At 30.2% G+C, this 20,868-nt stretch carries 19 protein-coding genes; 16 read left to right on the top strand and 3 right to left on the bottom strand.

Going from position 1 to position 20,868, the window contains the following annotated elements; genetic code table 11:
• Positions 1 to 121: 121 nt before the first annotated feature.
• Together uvrA and Q1X91_RS06020 are read right to left on the bottom strand one after the other, a co-directional pair.
• Positions 122 to 5,950 (bottom strand): excinuclease ABC subunit UvrA, encoded by a 5,829-nt coding sequence (uvrA, locus tag Q1X91_RS06025; protein WP_300754456.1) that lies wholly within the window; start codon positions 5,948 to 5,950, stop codon positions 122 to 124.
• 665 nt (positions 5,951 to 6,615) lie between these two features.
• Positions 6,616 to 7,044: a helix-turn-helix domain-containing protein gene (locus Q1X91_RS06020; RefSeq protein WP_300754453.1), complete on the bottom strand. Its 429-nt coding sequence runs from the start codon at positions 7,042 to 7,044 to the stop codon at positions 6,616 to 6,618.
• Between the two features lie 385 nt (positions 7,045 to 7,429).
• Here Q1X91_RS06020 and Q1X91_RS06015 point away from each other — a divergent pair, with 385 nt between their 5' ends.
• The 11 genes from Q1X91_RS06015 (at position 7,430) to Q1X91_RS05965 (ending at position 15,343) form a co-directional block, all read left to right on the top strand.
• Positions 7,430 to 7,783: a cupin domain-containing protein gene (locus Q1X91_RS06015; RefSeq protein ID WP_300754450.1), complete on the top strand. Its 354-nt coding sequence runs from the start codon at positions 7,430 to 7,432 to the stop codon at positions 7,781 to 7,783.
• A 13-nt stretch (positions 7,784 to 7,796) separates the two neighbouring features.
• Positions 7,797 to 8,585, top strand: coding sequence for an SDR family oxidoreductase (locus tag Q1X91_RS06010; protein ID WP_300754449.1), 789 nt, complete (start codon positions 7,797 to 7,799; stop codon positions 8,583 to 8,585).
• A 94-nt stretch (positions 8,586 to 8,679) separates the two neighbouring features.
• On the top strand, positions 8,680 to 9,249 hold the full coding sequence (locus Q1X91_RS06005) for a 3-hydroxyacyl-CoA dehydrogenase NAD-binding domain-containing protein (protein WP_300754446.1): 570 nt from the start codon (positions 8,680 to 8,682) through the stop codon (positions 9,247 to 9,249).
• On the top strand, positions 9,222 to 9,608 hold the full coding sequence (locus Q1X91_RS06000) for a 3-hydroxyacyl-CoA dehydrogenase family protein (protein WP_300754444.1): 387 nt from the start codon (positions 9,222 to 9,224) through the stop codon (positions 9,606 to 9,608). Before Q1X91_RS06005 ends, Q1X91_RS06000 begins: the two co-directional genes overlap by 28 nt.
• A gap of 48 nt (positions 9,609 to 9,656) precedes the next feature.
• Positions 9,657 to 10,607: a cyclase family protein gene (locus Q1X91_RS05995; RefSeq protein ID WP_300754440.1), complete on the top strand. Its 951-nt coding sequence runs from the start codon at positions 9,657 to 9,659 to the stop codon at positions 10,605 to 10,607.
• A gap of 103 nt (positions 10,608 to 10,710) precedes the next feature.
• Positions 10,711 to 11,562 (top strand): 3-keto-5-aminohexanoate cleavage protein, encoded by an 852-nt coding sequence (locus tag Q1X91_RS05990; protein ID WP_300754437.1) that lies wholly within the window; start codon positions 10,711 to 10,713, stop codon positions 11,560 to 11,562.
• A gap of 7 nt (positions 11,563 to 11,569) precedes the next feature.
• A complete protein-coding gene (locus Q1X91_RS05985; RefSeq protein ID WP_300754435.1) occupies positions 11,570 to 11,758 on the top strand; it encodes a hypothetical protein in 189 nt (62 codons plus the stop codon).
• A gap of 202 nt (positions 11,759 to 11,960) precedes the next feature.
• A complete protein-coding gene (locus Q1X91_RS05980) occupies positions 11,961 to 13,238 on the top strand; it encodes a nitrate/nitrite transporter (RefSeq protein ID WP_300754433.1) in 1,278 nt (425 codons plus the stop codon).
• A gap of 40 nt (positions 13,239 to 13,278) precedes the next feature.
• Positions 13,279 to 13,926 carry a CoA transferase subunit A gene (locus Q1X91_RS05975; protein ID WP_300754431.1) on the top strand — a complete coding sequence of 216 codons (648 nt, stop codon included), beginning with the start codon at positions 13,279 to 13,281 and terminating at the stop codon, positions 13,924 to 13,926.
• A 2-nt stretch (positions 13,927 to 13,928) separates the two neighbouring features.
• Positions 13,929 to 14,600, top strand: a complete 672-nt coding sequence (locus Q1X91_RS05970) for a 3-oxoacid CoA-transferase subunit B (RefSeq protein WP_300754429.1) — start codon at positions 13,929 to 13,931, stop codon at positions 14,598 to 14,600.
• Between the two features lie 401 nt (positions 14,601 to 15,001).
• Entirely contained in the window at positions 15,002 to 15,343 is a 342-nt protein-coding gene (locus tag Q1X91_RS05965) for a TIGR00366 family protein (RefSeq protein ID WP_300754426.1), read from the top strand.
• 162 nt (positions 15,344 to 15,505) lie between these two features.
• Here the strand turns inward: Q1X91_RS05965 and Q1X91_RS05960 are convergent, their stop codons facing one another.
• Complete coding sequence (locus Q1X91_RS05960) at positions 15,506 to 16,045, bottom strand: PadR family transcriptional regulator (protein ID WP_300754423.1); 540 nt, start codon at positions 16,043 to 16,045, stop codon at positions 15,506 to 15,508.
• 268 nt (positions 16,046 to 16,313) lie between these two features.
• Here Q1X91_RS05960 and Q1X91_RS05955 point away from each other — a divergent pair, with 268 nt between their 5' ends.
• The 5 genes from Q1X91_RS05955 (at position 16,314) to Q1X91_RS05935 (ending at position 20,181) form a co-directional block, all read left to right on the top strand.
• On the top strand, positions 16,314 to 16,625 hold the full coding sequence (locus Q1X91_RS05955) for an HPr family phosphocarrier protein (protein WP_020006070.1): 312 nt from the start codon (positions 16,314 to 16,316) through the stop codon (positions 16,623 to 16,625).
• 52 nt (positions 16,626 to 16,677) lie between these two features.
• A complete protein-coding gene (locus tag Q1X91_RS05950) occupies positions 16,678 to 18,060 on the top strand; it encodes a GntP family permease (RefSeq protein WP_300754419.1) in 1,383 nt (460 codons plus the stop codon).
• 76 nt (positions 18,061 to 18,136) lie between these two features.
• The gene (gene dut, locus Q1X91_RS05945; protein ID WP_300754416.1) at positions 18,137 to 18,571 is read left to right on the top strand and encodes a dUTP diphosphatase; all 435 of its coding nucleotides are present in this window, start codon (positions 18,137 to 18,139) and stop codon (positions 18,569 to 18,571) included.
• A 38-nt stretch (positions 18,572 to 18,609) separates the two neighbouring features.
• Positions 18,610 to 19,425, top strand: a complete 816-nt coding sequence (locus Q1X91_RS05940; RefSeq protein ID WP_300754415.1) for a hypothetical protein — start codon at positions 18,610 to 18,612, stop codon at positions 19,423 to 19,425.
• 3 nt (positions 19,426 to 19,428) lie between these two features.
• The gene (locus Q1X91_RS05935) at positions 19,429 to 20,181 is read left to right on the top strand and encodes a hypothetical protein (RefSeq protein WP_300754413.1); all 753 of its coding nucleotides are present in this window, start codon (positions 19,429 to 19,431) and stop codon (positions 20,179 to 20,181) included.
• Positions 20,182 to 20,868: the final 687 nt, after the last annotated feature.

Below are 20,868 nucleotides of genomic sequence, written 5' to 3'. Positions count from 1 at the left end.
ATTGATTTAACCATACCATATTATTACTTAAAAAGTACTTGATAAAAATAATTATAAAATTATAAATAATTTTTAACTAGTTTTTAATTTTATAAAGTTAATAAATTAGAGTATAAAATAATCAAATATACTTCCAAGTGTAGCCTTTTTTAATTTCTAGAATTTCATTAACAGTGCCTTTAGCAATTATCTCACCTCCGTTAATGCCTCCTTCTAAACCTAAATCTATTATATAATCAGCAGCTTTTATAACATCGGGATTATGCTCTATTATGATGACGCTATGTCCTTTTTCTACTAATTTGTTTAAAGCTATAAGAAGTTTATTAACATCATCAAAATGAAGTCCTGTAGTAGGCTCATCTAATATATAAACTATATGCTCATCGCCTTGTTTTTTTGCTAACTCTGTAGCAAGTTTTAAACGCTGTAACTCTCCGCCTGAGAAAGTATCAAGCCTTTGGGAGAGTTTTATATAACCAAGTCCAACTTCGCTCATTATTGATAAAGTTTTAGTTATTGATTTGTCAAAGTCAAAAAACTCTATTGCCTCATCAACTGTAAGTTCTAATACTTCAGCTATGTTTAGAGATTTGAACCTTACGGATAAAGTTTCATCATTGTATCTTTTGCCTCCGCAAGCCTCGCAAACTATTTCCATGTCGGATAAAAAGTGCATAGCTATTTTTCTTATCCCTTTTCCTTCGCATATATTGCATCTTCCTTCTTTTCCATTGTATGAGAATCTGCCTGCTGCGAATGCCTTTGCCTTTGCTGCGGGAGTTTTTGCAAATATATTTCTAATTTTATCAAACACTTTACTATAGCTTACTAATGTACTTCTAATTGAACCCACTATTGAAATTTGGTCAACTAATATAGTGTCTGAAACAATGCTGGGTATTTCAGCACTTTCAAATTTTGAATATTGATTTAGTCTGCGTTTTTTTAGAGCAGGGTAGAGAGTATCTATTATTAAAGATGATTTACCGCTTCCAGATACTCCTGTAACAACTACTATTTTTTTTAATGGTATATCTACACTAATATTTTTTAAATTGTTTGTAGAAACATTTTTTAATTTTATGCATTCAGTCTCTTCATTTCTTACAGCAGTTTTCTCAAATACTTTTTTTCTCTCGCTTAAATAATCTCCTGTAAGTGAATTATTGGAGTTTAATATATCATCGTATTTACCTTCAAAAACTACTTCTCCTCCGAAAGCGCCAGCAAAAGGTCCCATATCTATAATATTGTCTGCAGCTTTCATAGTATCTCTGTCATGCTCTACTATTACAAGAGTATTTTTTAAATCTCTCAATTCCTTTAATGTATCAAGCAAGTGACTGGTATCTCTTGGGTGAAGTCCTACGGTTGGCTCATCTAATACATAAAGCACTCCTGTAAGTTTAGAGCCTAACTGACTAGCAAGTCTTATTCTCTGTGCTTCGCCTCCTGATAGTGTAGCATATTTTCTTCCTAATGATAAATAATTTAATCCAACTTTATCCAAAAAGCTAAGCCTTGTATTTATTTCTTTAACAGCTTCTTTTGATATTGTATTTTCTCTCTCTGTTAAAAGTTTTGGAAGTTCATCAAAGAAATTAATTGCCCCTTCAACTGTCATAGCACATACTTGGCTTATATTTTTATTCTGTATTGTGTATGCTCTCATCACTTCGTTTAACCTTTCTCCATGACAAGAACTGCATTCCTCATCAACAAAAAATTTACCAAGCGATTTATCTTTCCACTCTGAATAATCTTCGCTTGTAACATCATTATTAGAATGCCATTCAGTAATAACATTTCCTATAGCATAATCACCGCCGAAGAATACTGTATCTATCACTTTTTTATCAAGTTCATTAAACGGAGTTTGATATAAATCTTTTTTTGTTATGCCGTTTCTTTTTAATAGTCTGAATAAAGAATCAGTATAATGCTTGCCATGAGTAGAAAACATATTATGAAGAGCAGTGTCTAATGCACCATCAAACAAAGGCTTTGTACTATCTTTTATTGCCAAATCTATACTAAATGTAGGCTTACTTCCAAGCCCTTTGCACTCTTCACAGTATCCCCAATGTGAATTAAATGAAAAATGTCTTGGGGTAACTTCAAAATCAAATAATATACCATGCAAAAGACATGCTGGAAACTTTGTATGGAAACTTTCTTTTATGATTATTCCATGTGAAGCCTTTATATGCACCACTCCGTTTGATAAATCCATAGCCCTTTCAATAGCATCAGCAATCCTAGCTCTTTTATCCTTTCCGACAACTATTCTGTCAATTACTATACCTACGGAATATATTTCTTCTTTTGATAAAGATTTAATCTCTTCTTCTGTAATGTCATATATAACATAATCATTATTATTAATCTGCATTCTCACATAACCAGCTTCTCTTGTTTTTTCTATAATCTTTTTAATATCTTTTGCATCATTATCATCAAAAGTAAATCTATGATTAAATGAACTATGATACAGAGGAGAAATTATAATAAGTTTATGCAAGTCCATAGTATCAATAATTTCAGTTGCAAGTATTGAAGGAGTTTCAGCTTTTAGAGTATCTTTATCACTGCAATGAGGACAATGAGGTTTTGACACTCTTGCAAAAATTAGTCTGAAATAGTCATAAATCTCTGTAACAGTTGCAACAGTAGAACGCGGATTTCTGCTTACATTTTTTTGATCTATTGCTATAGCAGGTGCAAGTCCTTCTATCTTTTCAACATTAGCATCTTCAAATCTTCCTAAAAATCTTCTTGCATAAGTGGAAAGTGATTCAACAAATCTTCTCTGACCTTCTTTAAATATAGTATCAAATGCAAGAGAAGTTTTTCCGCTTCCAGATACTCCTGTTATAACATTAATTTTATTTTTTGGTAATGTTAAGCTGATATTTTTAAGATTATGTTTATTAGCACCTCTTATTATTAATGAAGTATTTTCTTCTTTTTTTGTTTCTTCAGTTTTTATAATTTCTTTTTTCTTTTTTGAAGGTTTTAATAATTCTTTAAGTTCTTTGGCTGTTAGAGATTCTTTTACTTTTATAATATCTTCAGGCTTTCCTTTGGCAACAACTCTTCCTCCTTTATCTCCGCTTAAAGGTCCCATATCTATAATATAATCAGCACATTTAATAACGTCCAAATTATGCTCAACTACCAAAACAGTATTTCCTTTCTCAACAAGTCCGTCTAGTGCTTTAAATAATTTTTTTATATCCTCAAAATGAAGTCCTGTAGTAGGTTCATCTAATATATATAAAGTGTTTCCTGTGGATATTTTATGAAGCTCGCTTGCTAGTTTTATTCTTTGAGCCTCTCCTCCAGACAAAGTAGTGGAAGGCTGACCCAATTTTATATAACCAAGTCCTATATCTTCCATTATTTTTAATATTCTTGTTATTGAAGTTATACCGTCAAAAAACTTAATAGCTTCTGATACACTCATCTCAAGAACATCATATATAGTTTTATCTTTGTATTTCACATCCAAAGTTTCTGCATTGAATCTTTTACCGCCGCATTCCTCACAAGGCACTAATACATTAGATAAAAACTGCATCTCTAACTCTATAACTCCAGCACCCTCACATGTAGGACATCTTCCTGTTTTTACATTAAATGAGAATCTGCCTTTGTCATATCCTCTCATTTTTGCAAGTTTAGTAGCAGCAAATAAATCTCTTATAGGAGACAAAACTTTTGTATAAGTTGCAGGATTGCTTCTTGGAGTTCTTCCTATAGGCGACTGATCAACTTCTATAACCTTATCAATATTTTCAAGCCCTTCTATTTTTTCATGACTTCCTGCTGTTAAAGTTTTTCCATAAAAATGATTATGCAAAGCACGCATTAAAATATTTTCAACTAAAGTAGATTTACCGCTTCCAGAAAGTCCAGTTACCACAATAAATAACCCCAAAGGAAACTCTACATCTATGTTTTTTAGATTAAATTGATTAGCACCTATTACTTTTAAAAACTTTCCGTTTCCATCTCTTCTTGTCTTTGGTATTTCTATATCATCATCGCCGCGTAAATATTTTGCAGTGTAGGATCTATCAGACTTTAAAAACTCTTCATAATCACCAATGCCTACAACCTCTCCGCCATTAACTCCAGCATTAGGGCCTATATCAATTAAAAAGTCAGACTCCTCCATAGTTTCTTTATCATGCTCTACAACTATAACGGTATTATTTTTATCTCTTAATGTTTTTAATGACTCTATTAATTTTTTATTGTCAGACTGATGAAGTCCTATTGAAGGCTCATCTAATACATATAATACACCTTCAAGTCCGCTTCCTATTTGAGATGCTAGTCTTATTCTTTGAGATTCTCCGCCTGAAAGAGTAGGGGAGGAACGCTCTACTGTTAAATATGTTAATCCTACTTTCACTAAAAATGTTAATCTATAAATAATCTCTTTTACTATAGGGGCACCAATTATCTCTTCATTAGGCTTTAATTTTAATTTGGTAAAATAATCGTATAAATCTTCTATAGTCATTGAAGAAAAATCGGCTATAGTTTTACCGTTAAATTTAACTGACAATGCATCTTCATTGATTCTTTTACCCTTGCATTTAGGACATTCAACTTCGTCCATAAAATTAGCATAATAGCTCATTTTATAAGTTTCATAATCGTATTTTAATCTATCCAAAATACCAGGTACTCTATCTTCTACAAGTTTGCTATGATACCAAAATCTTTTTCTCCATTTAACTTCTTTATCAGTGCCGTAAAGCAAATATTTTTTTTCTGTTTTAGTAAAATCTTTCCAAGGCTTTTTTAAATCTATTTTATAAGTTTTTGCAATAACTTCTAGTTCATCAATACCATATTCCATATCAAAACCAATATGATCATCTACGAAACATGATAAAGCCCCGTCATAAATATTTAAATTCTCATCTCTTACAATATGCTTTTCTGTAAATACATGCTCAACCCCAAGCCCTCCGCAAACAGTACATGCTCCCATAGGATTATTAAATGAAAATAAATTAGGCTCAATATCAGCAATGGAGTGTCCGCAGTTAGCACAAGACCTTTCTGTAGTATAAAGTTTGTAATATTTATCTATTTCAAACTGCTTACTCATTTTTATTTTTTTCTTTTTAGTTTTTGTATCAGCTTCATTTGTTTCGGTGTTTTCTATATCATTATTAACTTCAATTGCCTCATTACTTTTTTCATGCTCTTCGTAAAATGCTACTAACCCCTTAGTTATTCTTATAGCTCTTTCTATATCATCAGTAATTCTTGACAAGTATTTATCTTCAACTTTTATCCTATCAATAACTATTTCTAAAGTATGCTTCTCATATCTTTTAAGCTCTGGTATTTCATCTTCATCAAATTTATAAACTATATTATCAATTCTTATTCTAGGATATCCTGCAAGTTTAACTTCTTCAATTTCTTTTCTATACTCTCCCTTTCTATCTCTTACAATAGGAGCTAAAACTAAAATTCTTTTATCGGCAAACTCTCTTAATACACTATGAGCTATTTGGTCTTCGCTTTGCTTTGAAATTTTATGTCCGCATTTAGAGCAGTAAGGAACACCAAGTCTTGCAAAAAGAAGTCTAAAAAAGTCATAAATCTCTGTAACGGTACCTACAGTAGAACGCGGATTTTTATTAACGCTTTTTTGGTCTATAGAAATAGTAGGGGATAGTCCTTCGATATGTTCAACATCTGCCTTAGCCATAACTCCTAAAAACTGTCTTGCATAGGCTGATAATGATTCTAAATATCTTCTTTGCCCCTCTTTAAAAATAGTATCGAATGCCAGAGAACTTTTTCCGCTTCCTGATACTCCTGTTAAAGTAGTGAGTGTTTTATGCGGTATTGACAGCGATATATTTTTAAGGTTATGCTCTTTAGCTCCTCTTATTTCTATAGAATTGTTAGCCATAATCTATCCTCAATAAAAAATAAAAAGTTTAAAAGTTAAACCATTATAACATGAATTCTATATAAAAAAAGGTTTTACTGATATTAAATATTAGTAAATAAATGATATTAAAAAAGATACCGTAAAAATGATAAAATATAATTGTTTAGAATATAAAAAAATAAAACATAAAATTAAATATTTATAAATGATAAGAACAACAAATTAAAACTTTATTGAAACTCTAAATTTATAACCCCATTTACTTTTTTATTCTTCAATAGATTCAATATTAAATCAGAAAGAACTTGAAATAAAATCTTCTATGTTCAAAATTTCAGTTTTAATATCAGAATATATTTTAAAACAGTTTGTGCATATTTAAAAACTAATTGACAAAATTAACTATCAGATTATTTAATTCAAAAATTATAAAACACAATGTTGTATAATTTATTATTTTAGTATATAAATATTCAGTTTTTTGTGACTGCGGGCTGTGCCTCTGCCAACCCACATGACTTCCTTCGGTCGCAAAAAAAAGTTGGGGTGTTACAAAGTACACAAAGCGGCGGGGCTAGCTCCCACAATTATAAATAAAATTAGTTTTTAAACAAGTATATTAAATTATGGTGTGCATTTACATAATACTGCACACCATATATAGAAGAAGTATAGATTAATTATCAGTTTTTTTTCTTTTTTCTCCTTCTTGCAGAAACTTTATTGGCTTTCATTATTGCCCCCAACTCTTCAATATATTTTTTATCTTTATGAACATCAAAAGCGTCAGGATCTATCGGTATATTACGTTCATGCATTCTTTTTATGCTCCATATATAAATAATATCCAAGGCTGGTATTAATTCCTGCCCTATTGGAGTAAGTATGTATTTTACTTTTAGATGCATAACTTGATATTGTATACGCTCAACTAGTCCGTCTTTTTCTAATTCTTTAAGCTGCTGTGACAATACTTTTTCTGAAATTGGCAAAGTTTTTTTAGTTTGATTAAATCTTATATAACCATTAGCATGTATGTGATGCAAAATAGTTGTTTTCCACTTACCAGAAATAATCTTCATAGCATACAGATAAGGATTAACTGGGTTCATAATATACAGTACCTCCATTTTATAATATAACTGTTACTAATTGGATTATAAACTATAAATAAATAAAAAAAAGAGATATCTTTTTAGTTATTAAGTAACTTATTAGTAACTATAGTTGTATGTAAATATATTATAATGTATTTTCACTATATCAATAAATAAATTATATAATTTCATATTGAATAATTATATAAAACAATAATTAATATATTAAACATATAAAAAACACTATATAACTAAATATGATTACTATATAGTAACTATATACTTACTATATAGTGATTATATAGTAAATTTGTAACTAATTGAATAAATAATTAAAAAACTTATAATAACATAAAAAGCTAACAAGAGTATATAAAAACATAAAAATCGGAGGTAAATAATGATAAAAAGAACAATAGAAAGCCTATCTTCTTATGAAGCCTTAGGTCATCATGGCTGCACTTGTATGCGCTATCATGGTAAAGATGAAACAGGGGCAAGTAAATTTTGGGTTGGCATGAGTATTTTTTTGCCGGGAGGAGGTGCTGACTATGCTTATGAGGATAATCCTTTAGAAAAAGTTTACTATGTTTTGGAAGGGGAAATGACAGTTAGAGATAAAGATGGTAACGAATATGTTATACATAAAGATGAGTCTATATCTTTCCCTCCAAATGAGGGACGTTATCTTGAAAATAAGAGCAAACTTCCAGCTAGAATGCTGGTAATTATTAATTATCCAAATTTATTTTAAGGAGATTATATTTATGGTTAATAAAGATTTTATAAATAAATTATTTGATGTAAAAGGAAAAGTAGCACTAATAACAGGTGCAACTGGAGCATTAGGCAGAGCTGTATGTTTCGGATATGGTTTGGCTGGAATGAAAGTTATGGTTACAGGACGTAAAGAAGAAACCTGTAAAAAACTATGTGAGGAACTTGCTGCTGAGGGCATGGAATGCGGATATTCTATAGGAGATCCTGCAAAAGAGGAAGATGTTATTAAAGTTGTTAATGATACAGTGAATAAATTTAAAGAAATAAACGTATTAGTAACTTCTGCTGGATATAATAATCCTCAGCCTATAGTAGAACAAGAATTATCAATGTGGAAAAAGATAATGGATTCTGATGTTCAGGGTACTTGGCTTTATTGCAAATATGCAGGCAAACAAATGATAGAGCAAGGTAAAGGCGGAAAAGTAATAATGGTTTCATCAGCAAGATCAAAAATGGGTATGGCAAATTATACTGGTTATTGTACTGCTAAAGCTGGAATAGATTTAATGGCACAATCTTTGGCATGCGAATGGACTGCTAAATATAAAATAAATGTAAATACAATAAATCCAACAGTGTTCCGTTCAGATTTAACAGAATGGATGTTTGATCCTGAAAGTGCCGTTTATAAAAATTTCTTAAAACGTTTGCCTATAGGACGTCTTGGTGAACCTGAAGATTTTGTAGGACCTTGTATATTTTTAGCTTCCAGTGCCAGTGATTTTATGACAGGAGCTAATATCGCTACTGACGGCGGATATTGGGCTAATTAAAATATTAATTGAAGCATATATTTTTAATAATACTTCAGTTTTAATCAGTTATTTTAATTAATTTGATTAAAATAAATAATTGTAGGAAATAAAAATGAAAGATATAAAAAATATATTAATATGTGGCGGCGGTATGATGGGTAAAGGTATTGCTCAAGTATTTTCATCTAAAAAAGATTTGAATATTACAATATACGATAAATTTCCTGTAGATGTACATGCAGGTATAACTCAGAATATGACCGCTTTAAAAGATAAACAAATAGTAACAGAAGAAGAAATTCAAGAACGTTTATCAAGAATAAAATTTACTCAGGATATTAATTCTGACGGAGTAAAAAATGCTGATATGGTAATAGAATGCGTACTTGAAGTCATGGAAATGAAACAGGACTTATTTGCTGAATTAGAAAAAATTGTAAGCAAAGAAACTTATTTTTGTACAAACACGTCTGTTATGAGTCCGACAGAAATATCTAAAAAACTTAATCATAAAGAAAGATTAGTTGGTACTCACTTTTGGAATCCTGCATTTTTAATTCCATTAGTAGAAGTAGTAAAATCTGATTATTCAAGTGATGAAGTAGCTAATTCTGTTTATAATATCTTAAAAGAAGTTGGTAAAAAACCTGTTATATGCAAAAAGATGTACCTGGTTTTATAGCAAATAGAATGCAGCATGCATTATGGCGTGAAGCAATATATATAGTTGAACAAGGCATAGCTGATGCTAAAACTGTAGATGAAGCTGTTAAATATAGTTTTGGTTTAAGACTTCCTCAATTGGCTCCTATGGAAAATGCTGATATGGTTGGTACAGATTTAACTTATAACATTCATGACTATGTATTAAAACATTTATGTGATTCACATAATCCTTCTCCTTTACTAAAAGAATTATGTGATGCAGGAAACTTAGGATTCAAAACAGGTAAAGGTTTCCAAACTTGGACAAAAGAAGATATAGAAAAATCAAAATCAGCTTTAAATGAATATTTAATAAAAATGATATACAACAAATAAAATTAATAATAAATAAAAAAATATATAAAAAATAAACGGAGGTTACCTATGGGTAAAAAAATTTTTGTAGACTTAACACATCCTTTCAGTGCTGAAATTCCACGATGGCCATATTTTGACAAACCTTTAATAGACAGTAAACATACTATGGCTAAAGGCGGAGTATTAACTCAATATATAGGCTGCACTATGCATACAGGTACTCACTGCGATGCTCCTAGACATGTAATGGAAGTAGAATTTGATGGTAAAAGAGCTAGATATACACATGAAATGCCTATCGATGCTTATACTGGCGATGCAGTATGTTTAGAAATAAAAGTTCCTCGCTGGGGATTAATTACTGGAGAACATTTGGAAGATGCTTGTAAAAGAGCTAATATAAAACCTAGTGAATTAGAAGGTATGGTAGTTTGTTTAAATACTGGTATGCATCGTAAATTTGATGACTCTAAAGAATATTATCATTATTCATGCGGTACTGGTATAGAAGCTGGAAAATGGTTTGTAGATCATAAAGTAAAATGTGTTGCTATGGATATGCAGGCATTGGATCACCCTTTGCATACTGCTATGGGCAATAACGGTATGACTCGCATGAATTTGTTAGGTGCTTCTGGAAGACCTATAACAGAAGAGTATAAAGAATTATTCGGCGAAGAGGCTTATGCTGAATTTGACAAAGATGAGTACATAAGAATACATGGTAAAGAAGCGTATGACAAAAAATTTGGTGAGTTAGAAAAAATAGGCTGCTGGGGAACTTGGGAGCCTTGCCATAAAATGATGTTAGGTCATGGTATAGTAGGAGTTGAAAACTTAGGCGGAGATTTGGATAAAGTATCAGGAAAACGCTTTAGATTTTATTGTTTCCCATTAAGATGGTATATGGGTGATGGTTCTATGGCTAGATGTGTAGCTGAAATAGATGAAAATGATATAAACGATGTACCAGACAGAACTTATTTATACTGCGGTACAGGTGTTCAAAGCAGATAATTAGATATAATATCCCTAAATTTCAAGATGTTACATTTTGTAATGCCTTGATAATTTATAATTTTTTACTGTATAAATTAAAAATAACTAAAGGAAAATAACAATGGAAAATAAATCTTTAAAAAATAAAACTATTATAACCATTGCCCCAACAGGAGCATGGCCAAAAAAAGAAAATAATCCTGCAGTACCTATAACCCCTGAAGAAATAGCTAAAGATGTATATGAATGCTGGAAAGCAGGAGCTGCTGTAGCACATTTGCATATGCGTGATGATAATGGCAATGGTACTATGGATAAAGAAAAATTCAAAAAAACTGTAGAACTTATTCGTTCATATAAAGACTGCGATATAATACTTAATCTTACAACTTCTGGAGATCTTAATGCTACAGATGAAACACGTCAAATTCATTTAAAAGAAATTAAACCTGAAATGGCTTCATATGACTGCGGATCTATGAACTGGTTAAACAGCGGACTTTTTATTAATTCTCCTGCATTTTTAGAAGAGCTCGCAAAAACTATGAAAGAAAATAATGTAAAACCAGAAATAGAAGTATTTGACCCAGGTATGATAGCAAATGCAGCATATTATTTGAAAAAAGAAGTTTTGAAAGCTCCTTTACACTTCCAATTTTGTATGGGCTGTGCTAATGGTATAACTGGTTCTGTAAAAAATTTGGTATTTATGAAAGAGACTATGGAACAATTATGCCCTAATTCCACTTGGTCATGTTTTGGTGTAGGTCATAGTGCTATGGAAATAATGTATGCTGCTATAGCTATGGGCGGACATATAAGAGTTGGAATGGAAGATAATGTTATGTTCAGTAAAGGAAAATTAGCAGAAAGTAATGTTCAGTTTGTAGAAAGAGCAAAAAAAGCAATAGAATTATTTGGAAGAGAAGCAGCTACTTCAGAAGAAGCACGTCAGATATTAGGTTTAAAATAATTATAGTATGAGTTGGGGAGCTTTATATTTTTATTACAAATGTCCGAAATGTGGCAAATTATTTAAATATTCAATAGATTTAATTCCAGAGTATCAAGATGAATTTGGTAATTGCCCAGTATGTAATATAAAAGGAGAATATTTAAAAGAGGGTGCTGCAGATTTGGATGACCTCTTGTATGAGGATATTGATTGATTTGTAAGTAAAAAATATTTTTCATTATTTTTTATTATCTAATAGTGTTTATTAAAAACATTAAAATAACTGTTTTAGATTAATTATATATGATTAGTCTTAAGGGGTATTTTATCTAAATTTTTTTATTTTCACTAATTTAATAAATCTATAACTTATTTAATCAATCAAAAAATTACAATTTAATTTAAGGAAGTGTAAAATGAAATCTGCAAATTCTATAATAAATTTTGGTAAAGCAGGCTGGATAACTATTATTTATTGTCTATTAATGTTTTGGTTTTATGTTGGATTTGTAAATGACGGTTCCAATATTACTTCTCCAGCCGTAGCAGCACGTCTTTCAGAAAAACCGGGTACAATTTTAAATATGAACTCTATAGCAGGAATAGTAGGAGTTGTATTCTTTATTATCATAGGACAAATAAATAGAAAAATAGGTGCCAGAATGACATCTGGTATATTTTCTATAATTGCCGGCATAGGCTACATATTTATAGGAAATGCCAATAATATCATAACATATACAATAGCTATGAGTTTTGTTGCAGGCGGTATAATGTCAGCAGGTTATATTTCTGGAGGTACGCTTGTTGCCCAATGGTTTCCTAAGAAAAAAGGTATAGTCATGGGTATTACAACAATGGGGCATAACTTGGCTTCAGCGTTTTATGTACATATCATATCTATTTTAGTAGGCAGTTTTGGAATACAAAAAGGTGTTATTGCTCCTGCTGTTTGCTGTATTTTTCTAGGAATATTAGGTTTATTATTTATAAGAAATACCCCAAAAGAAAGAGGTATGAATCCGGACAATGTATCTGATGAAGTTTATAAAAATGAATATCATACTGATGCTGAAGATGACGGAGGCTGGACTATAATTTCTCTTTTAAAAGTAAAAGAATTATGGCTTGCTGCCATAACTACTGGATTTTTTCAAATTTGTTCTGTTGGTGTTATGAGTCAGTTAGTTGTTAGAAATATGTCATTGGGATTTACAGAAGTTCAGGCTATTTCAATAATGACATTATTAGCTTGTATAGGTACAGTAGGATCTTTTATAATAGGTATTATAGATGATAAACTTGGTACCAAAAAAACGATGATACTGTTTGGCATTTGGTATATTATCGCTTTACTATCAAATGTAACTGAAACAAAGATAGGTATATATCTTTCAATATTTATGATAGGTATGGCTATCGGAGGATCAGCAAACTTTACTACTTCGCTTCCTACATCAATATTTGGAAGACATGGATTTGATAAGGTTAATAGTGTTATATTCCCTATTCAAGGTTTTATTACTTCTTTATGTTTTGCAGTAAATGGCATAGTACTAAATTTAACAGGAAATTTAAGATATGCCTATATTGTGTTTGCAGGTATTGCTTTTCTTACAATCATATTGGTTCTATTCGTAAATGAACATCGCTACAACAAAGACTGGCATAAAAAAAATACTAAAAACATTTAATAAAAATATTTTAAAAAATAAAATTATAAAAGGATTGATTATGGCTAAAATAATTTCAAAAGAAGAGGCTTGTAATTTTATTAAAGACGGTTCAAGAATTATGTTTGGCGGATTTTTAGCATGCGGTTCTGCTGTCGGTATTATAGATTTACTAGCAACAAAAAACATAAAAAATTTAACATTAATTGCTAATGATACAGCTTTTCCAGACAGAAGTTATGGAAAACTAATCGTAAACAAACAAATTTCAAAAGTAATAACTTCTCATATCGGAACAAATCCTGAAACAGGAAAACAAATGAATAACAAAGAAATTGATATTACTTTAATGCCTCAGGGAAGTTTGGCCGAATGCATAAGAGCAGCTGGAGCAGGACTTGGAGGTATTTTAACTCCTACAGGATTGGGTACTATAGTAGAAGAAAACAAACAAATTGTAAAAGTTCAAGGCAAAGATTATATACTTGAAGAAGCTATACATGCAGATATTGCCATAATATATGCTGATTATGCTGATAAATACGGTAACTTATCCTATGATGGAACAACTAGAAATTTTAATCCTCTAATGGCTATGGCAAGTTATATCACTATTGTAGAAGTAAAAGAAATAATTGACGGATGTTTGGATCCTAACAGAATAATCGTTCCGTCTATATTTGTAAATTATATAGTTAAAGGAGAATAAAAATGGCTGAATTAACTAAAGAAAAAACAAGAGAGATAATTGCAAGAAGAGTAGCTCAGGAACTAAAAGATGGAGATGTAGTAAATTTGGGTATAGGTCTTCCTACAGAAGTAGCTAATTACATACCCAAAGATATTAATATTATACTTCAGTCAGAAAATGGAATGCTTGGTATGGGATCTGCTCCAGAAAAAGGAAAAGAGAATCCAAATATCACTAATGCAGGTGCTGGATTTGCAACAGTTAAAGAAGGAGGAGTATTTTTTGATAGCTCAATATCTTTTACTATAATAAGAGGCGGACATGTTAATGTTACCGTACTTGGAGCTTTGGAAGTAGATGAAAAAGGTAATTTGGCAAATTGGATGGTTCCCGGAAAAATGGTTCCAGGTATGGGAGGAGCTATGGATTTGGTAGTAGGTTCTAAAGTTGTTATAGTAGCTATGGAACATACAGCAAAAGGCAATAAAAAAATATTAAAAAACTGCACACTTCCTTTGACTGCTAAAAATCAAGTAAATAAAATCATAACAGAAAAAGGTGTTATGAATGTAACTGATAAAGGTTTAGAACTAGTAGAAATATTTTCAACTTCAAGTGTAGAAGATATACAAGCAAATACTGAAGCTCAATTAATAATATCTGAAAATTTAAAGAAAGTAGATGTTCTATAAATAATATTTTATTCACAAATAATAAAGTATAAATAATAGAATTAGCAGTTTTTTATAAAAAAAATAAAAAGGTGCTCTTGAAAGTTTGGCATATATTTCTACAGAATTTATGAAAAAATATTTGCCTGATGCTTATATATTTGCTTCTATATTAACTTTTATTGTATTTATTGCAGTATTATTTTAACCAAACAATTATTTATAAGGGTAGTATCTCATTGGAGAAATGGCATATGTATGCAGATGGTGTTAGTTTTAGTTAGGATCATGTATTGGTATTAGTACCTCCATTTAAAAAAATACTTGATAAAATTATCAGATATACTCAAAACACCATTACATAGAATCATTTTTGTTAGTGAATATCATATGTAGCATGCATACTTAACTGGGGATTTGGTTTGGTAATAGGTTACATTATTCAGTGCTGGAATAGTTACTGTATTTGTATCATCAGTCATCAAACAACGGGATTTTCAAAATCCTATAATAATCCTAAAGGACAATTAATAGGTGTTGATCCTGCCAAAACTGCAATGGCTATAGCTTATAGTGATAGTTATAATAATATAATTCAACCTTTCTGGGCATTACCCGCTCTTGGAATAGCTAAGCTTGGACAAGATATATTATGGGTACACTTTAATAGACTAATAACAACAGGAATTATAATAGGCGTAGGTTATTATTCCTATAGAATATTAGTGTATAAATTTATTATAATTACTTACTATTTATTATAAATAAAATATCGTCTTTATAGAATGGTATAAATATAAATTTATACCATTCTATAAATTAATTTTTTGACAAAATATAATTGTTTAGTTATATATAAAAACTATAATGTTTATTAAAATTATTTGTCAATAGTTTTCTAAATAATTCTAATGCAGATTTTATTATTATTTTTTACATAATTCTAGGCATTTTTCAAGCCATCTGCATGTGTTTTCCTCACGCATAATAGCACCCATAAGAACTAAATAATCGCTGAAAGCATTTGTATTTTTTTCAGGTATACTTCCATTAAATTTTTTCTGACTATTTTTTAAATATTCAAGTCTTTTTTTATGCTGATCAAGATGATTCATGATCAATTCTTCTCTTGTTTGTTCTGATAAACAATCAGAGAAAAATAACTGCAGTCTGAACTCATCTTTAAATGTAGGTGGAATATCTATTTTTGATTCAAGCCATTTCATAAAATCATTTCTTCCTAGTTCTGTAATAGAATACAATTTCTTTTCTAATACAGTGCCTGATATCTCTATCTTATATTCAACCATACCTTGTTTATGAAGAGATTTTAATTCTGGATATATTTGACTATGTTTTGCACTCCAGAATTCACATAATATCTCTTCAAACTCTTTAGTTATATCATATCCAGTCATATTCTTTTGATTTAAAAGCCCCAATATAGCGTACTTTAATACTCCCATAAAACAACTCCAATAATTATTATTTGTATTTCATATTATACCATTATTAAAATTAAAATCTACATCAAAAACATACAAAATAATACAGGTTTATACAAACACGATTATATTTATATATTAATATATACCTAAACAACTATAGTTTGTAAAAAAATAAATTATTTTAAATTAATTATACTTTTCTTTCATTGTAAAAAATTAAGTCTATTGAAAAATAAAAAGAAATATACTATACTTAATATATAAAATAAATTCAACAGGATAATTAATGACATTAACAAATGTAGTTACAATCAAAAGCAAAAATGGAATGCATCTAAGACCTGCAGGCGTTTTATCACAAATATCAAGCAAAAGTGCCTACTCTAATATAGGAATATTTCTATTGTATAATGGTGTTAGAGCAGATGCTAAAAGTGTATTCAATATTATGGGACTTGGTGCATTTCAAGGTGCCAATCTTATACTAGAAATCGAATATGAAGATGGAATGGAAAATATAGCAAAAGAAGCTGAAAAAGAGTTATTAGATTTTTTTGAAGAGGGCTATATTTACGCTGAAGTTCCAGAAGAAGATTAACATCATAATATTTTCATTTTAATTTTTTCATAAATAAATCAAAGGATATTCAATGATTAGTTATTTTGTAATAGCTATGTTAGCAATATCTATAATTGTTGTAATGATTTTAACTATTAAGTTTAAAGTTCATCCATTTATAGCAATGATTTTAGTAGCTATATTCTTGGCATTTACTTTACATATACCAACAAATAAGGATAATAACTATATAACAGAAATATCAGCATTAATAGGAAAAGGTTTCGGCAATGCTTTGGCAAGTGTAGGTATAATAATAGTACTTGGCAGTATTATAGGTAATATATTAGAAATGTCAGGTGCTGCTCTTAAACTTGGTGAAATAGTAATAAAAATTGTAGGAAAATCTCATCCTGCATTGGCTATGAACATATTAGGTTTTATAGTATCAATACCTGTTTTCTGTGACTCTGGATATTTAATACTTACACCTTTAAGAAAAGCTGTTGCTAAAAAAAGCGGAGCTTCTCCAGTAGCATTATCTGTTGCATTGTCTACAGGACTTTATGCCTCGCATGCCTTAATACCGCCAACTCCCGGACCTGCTGCCGTTGTTAATCTATTCGGACTTGAGGCACATTTATTAACTATCATTCTTATAGGTTTAATAGTAGCTATACCTACATCTTTAGTGGGGGCAATTTATGGTATATTTATATCAAAATATATAAAAAAGCCTAATTATCCGGATAAATCTCCTACTTATGAAACTTTAATAAGTGATATAGGGGGGCTTCCGCCTGCTTGGAAAGCATTAGCACCAATAGCTGTTCCTATTTTATTAATGGCTATTGGAAGTATCGTAAGATTTGATTCTTTTAAAATGTCAGATGGTATTATAAAAAATATATTCATATTTTTGGGTGAGCCTTCTATGGCATTATTTATAGGTTTTCTATTCTCACTTCTTTTAACACATAAATTCAATACTGAAGAGATAGCTATGTGGATAGGAGATGGTATAAAAGCATCTGGAAGTATACTTGCAATAGTTGGTGCAAGCGGTGCTTTTGCTGAAGTATTAAAATCTACAGAACTAGCAAAAATTATACCAGAGTTAGGACATATATTTGCCTCATTAAATATGGGTATAATATTACCGTTTATAATGGCATCTGCTTTAAAAATAATGCTTGGTTCATCTACAATAGCTGTTGTTACAGTAGCAACACTTTTTGCTCCTTTGCTTAATACATTAGGATTCACTACACCTATATCACAGATACTAGTATTAATGGCAATAGGTGCTGGTTCTATGATAGCTTCGCATGCTAATGATAGTTATTTTTGGATAGTTGTTGAATTATCCGGATTAAAAGTAAAAGATGCATACAAGGCTAGAACTTTAGCTACTTTTGTACAAGGTATTACCGCACTTATAATCATACTTATATTATCTTTTTTATTTAGATAATTTATTATGTTTTATTTTTTTCATTTTTTATATATAATTGTTTTATATTAAAAATTATTAGCAATTGGAGAAAATAATGCTTAAAATTAAAATTATTAATAAATCTTCTAATCCTTTGCCTAAATATCAAACTGAAGGCTCATCTGGACTGGATTTGCATGCTAATTTAGATAAACCAATAACATTAAATAAAAATGATATAGTATTAGTGCCAACAGGACTTTTTATAGAAATACCAGAAGGTTATGAAGCTCAAATCAGAAGTCGAAGTTCTTTAGCATTAAAAAATGGTATATTCTGCCTAAACTCTCCTGCTACAATAGATAGTGATTATAGGGGAGAATTAAAAATTATATTGGCTTCTCTTACAGATACTCCATTTACAATAAATCATGGAGACAGAATAGCTCAAATGGTTTTTGCTAAAGTTGAAAAAATAGATTTTGAAGAAGTTAATTCCATTTCAGATACTCGAAGAGGCGAGGGGGGATTTGGAAGTACCAACAAATAAGTATTGATATAATTATATTTTATATTATAATTCATAGTATGAACATAGTTAAAAAACTTTTTATATCTGCAATTATTCTATTTGCTATTTCATGCGGACTTCCAGATGTTACAGGAATTACTCTTGAATTAAATCAGCCTTATATTACTAAAGTGGTACCAGGTGAAAATAAATTGGTTGTAGAGTTTGAAGCACAAAATAATGAACCTTCTTTCAGCGGATACAATATATATTTTGGAGACAGTACAAATCCGAGAAAATACAGATTATATAATCAGCAAAAAGCTCTTCCAACTATGACAGAATTAAAATCTGCAACTGTAAAAAAATATTCATTTACTATAGAAGTAGGAGGATATTATTCCACTAACAGTACTGATGTAGATACATTAAAAGATACAGATTTACCTAATGGAATACCTATATATGTTTGGGTATCATCTTATCAAATAACTCCTCAATTAGAAAGCTACTATTATTATGATAATTTTGTAAAAATGGGTACTCCAAGACCTGAAGCATTAAATCAGACAGTAAATCTAAATAATAGTTTAAATATAGATGGAAGAGATTTAGCAGCATTAATAGAGAGCGGCGGAAAATTATATTTTAGAAATGCTGCTAATGGTTCTATGATGGTTATTGCTGGAAGTTCTTTAGATGATATTGTTGTACCGCCAGAAAATGGATATGGAAATATTGATTTGGAAGTAAAAGCAAACAGACTATATTTAGTAAAAATAACAGATGGTAATAATTCCTATTATGGAAAAATATATGTAAGGAGTGTTAGCGGTACTAGTGCAGTAGTAGATTATTGCCGTCAAACAGCTGCTAATATATTGAGTTATTGATTTATGAAAAAGATATTAATTTTTATTGTGCCTATAATTTTTTTATTTTATTCTTGCAGCGAAGAACTTATTACTGTAGTTGATGAATATAATTCACCTTATGATATAAAAGCTATAGCAAGTAATAATGCTATATATATAGATTTTTGGTCTGGCATAATAGCTTCAGACTTTGCAGGTTTCAATATATATGCTGGAACTTCAGAAACATTCACTCAGCCTGATAATGCTATACAAAATGCTAATAATACATATCCAACTATAATAAGCTCAAATCATACTAGAACGAATTTTGTGATACAAGTTCCTACTACATCAATGACATTCAACAATGGTGCTTTATATTATGTAGCTGTTACAGCTTATGGTACAAATAATTTAGTAGATAAAAAATACATAGAAACACCTATAAGTACAGTATGTCCTGTAATACCAAGACCAGAAGATACAGGATCAGGTACAACATTAATAGCTAACAATATACAAGTAGGAACTATGGATCCAACTGGAGGAAAAGTTACGGCAAATAGCGGCTGGGGTGTTCAATACTTCGGATATCAAACCAATTTTAACAGCATAGTTAATATAACAAATAATACAGACGCATCATTTGATAGTGAAGCAGTTTATTCTCTTAATGGGCTTTATGTATTCAAACAAACTGGCGGAAATAGCCTAGCTAAAATTTGGATAACATCTGATAATGCATACAGATGGGCATATCAGGCTGATGCTTCTCAGTGGTGGGGCATTTAATATTTTTTATATATACTGGAACAATTTTATTTTCTCAATTGATGCACTTTATATAGAATTATTGAGTTTTTTGATGCACACGCCCTACGGGCTTCGCCAAAGTTTTTATCCTTCGGATACGCTTCACGAAAAATGTAATTGCTAGAACTTTATATTTTAAAGATATGTATTAAATATATGATAATACCCCGAAATTTGGGCTACACCTTGCCTACGGCACGCAGAGCGATGTGGACAGCGTCACAAAAGAAGCAGGCACAGACCGCAGTCGCGAAAGGGTATATTTCAGGCTAAATTTAGTAATTTATTCTACATATAAAACATAATTAGTACTATTTAGTATTATTTTAGACTTGCACTTTAGCGAAGCGTGCCTTTGGCAGCAACTTTGAAGAAGTCCGCCTGCGACCGCAGGAAGTAGTGTTAAGTATGGTGTGCGTCGGGAAAAAGTTGGATAAAAAATTGACAAACTATAGTTGTTTAGGTATATACTAGACAAGTTCGGATACAATTCACAAAAGACTAAATATTTATATACTGAAATAATAAATCATACAGCATGTAAAACATAGTATTTATAATTTTAAAATTAGACTTGTTTCAAAACTATTTTTATTTATAATTGCGGGGACTAGCCCCCGCACCCCCACTTCTTTTGGTGACCCAAAGAAGCAAAAAGACTGCATA

Origin of the sequence: uncultured Brachyspira sp., from assembly GCF_949287625.1 — a bacterium.
GTDB lineage: Bacteria > Spirochaetota > Brachyspiria > Brachyspirales > Brachyspiraceae > Brachyspira.
This window is presented reverse-complemented; position numbering and strand designations above follow the sequence as displayed.

Coding starts and splice junctions, on each gene's coding strand:
- uvrA (WP_300754456.1), bottom strand. CDS start 5,950: ATGGCTAACAATTCTATAGAAATAAGAGGAGCTAAAGAGCATAACCTT.
- Q1X91_RS06020 (WP_300754453.1), bottom strand. CDS start 7,044: ATGAACCCAGTTAATCCTTATCTGTATGCTATGAAGATTATTTCTGGT.
- Q1X91_RS06015 (WP_300754450.1), top strand. CDS start 7,430: ATGATAAAAAGAACAATAGAAAGCCTATCTTCTTATGAAGCCTTAGGT.
- Q1X91_RS06010 (WP_300754449.1), top strand. CDS start 7,797: ATGGTTAATAAAGATTTTATAAATAAATTATTTGATGTAAAAGGAAAA.
- Q1X91_RS06005 (WP_300754446.1), top strand. CDS start 8,680: ATGAAAGATATAAAAAATATATTAATATGTGGCGGCGGTATGATGGGT.
- Q1X91_RS06000 (WP_300754444.1), top strand. CDS start 9,222: ATGCAAAAAGATGTACCTGGTTTTATAGCAAATAGAATGCAGCATGCA.
- Q1X91_RS05995 (WP_300754440.1), top strand. CDS start 9,657: ATGGGTAAAAAAATTTTTGTAGACTTAACACATCCTTTCAGTGCTGAA.
- Q1X91_RS05990 (WP_300754437.1), top strand. CDS start 10,711: ATGGAAAATAAATCTTTAAAAAATAAAACTATTATAACCATTGCCCCA.
- Q1X91_RS05985 (WP_300754435.1), top strand. CDS start 11,570: ATGAGTTGGGGAGCTTTATATTTTTATTACAAATGTCCGAAATGTGGC.
- Q1X91_RS05980 (WP_300754433.1), top strand. CDS start 11,961: ATGAAATCTGCAAATTCTATAATAAATTTTGGTAAAGCAGGCTGGATA.
- Q1X91_RS05975 (WP_300754431.1), top strand. CDS start 13,279: ATGGCTAAAATAATTTCAAAAGAAGAGGCTTGTAATTTTATTAAAGAC.
- Q1X91_RS05970 (WP_300754429.1), top strand. CDS start 13,929: ATGGCTGAATTAACTAAAGAAAAAACAAGAGAGATAATTGCAAGAAGA.
- Q1X91_RS05960 (WP_300754423.1), bottom strand. CDS start 16,045: ATGGGAGTATTAAAGTACGCTATATTGGGGCTTTTAAATCAAAAGAAT.
- Q1X91_RS05955 (WP_020006070.1), top strand. CDS start 16,314: ATGACATTAACAAATGTAGTTACAATCAAAAGCAAAAATGGAATGCAT.
- Q1X91_RS05950 (WP_300754419.1), top strand. CDS start 16,678: ATGATTAGTTATTTTGTAATAGCTATGTTAGCAATATCTATAATTGTT.
- dut (WP_300754416.1), top strand. CDS start 18,137: ATGCTTAAAATTAAAATTATTAATAAATCTTCTAATCCTTTGCCTAAA.
- Q1X91_RS05940 (WP_300754415.1), top strand. CDS start 18,610: ATGAACATAGTTAAAAAACTTTTTATATCTGCAATTATTCTATTTGCT.
- Q1X91_RS05935 (WP_300754413.1), top strand. CDS start 19,429: ATGAAAAAGATATTAATTTTTATTGTGCCTATAATTTTTTTATTTTAT.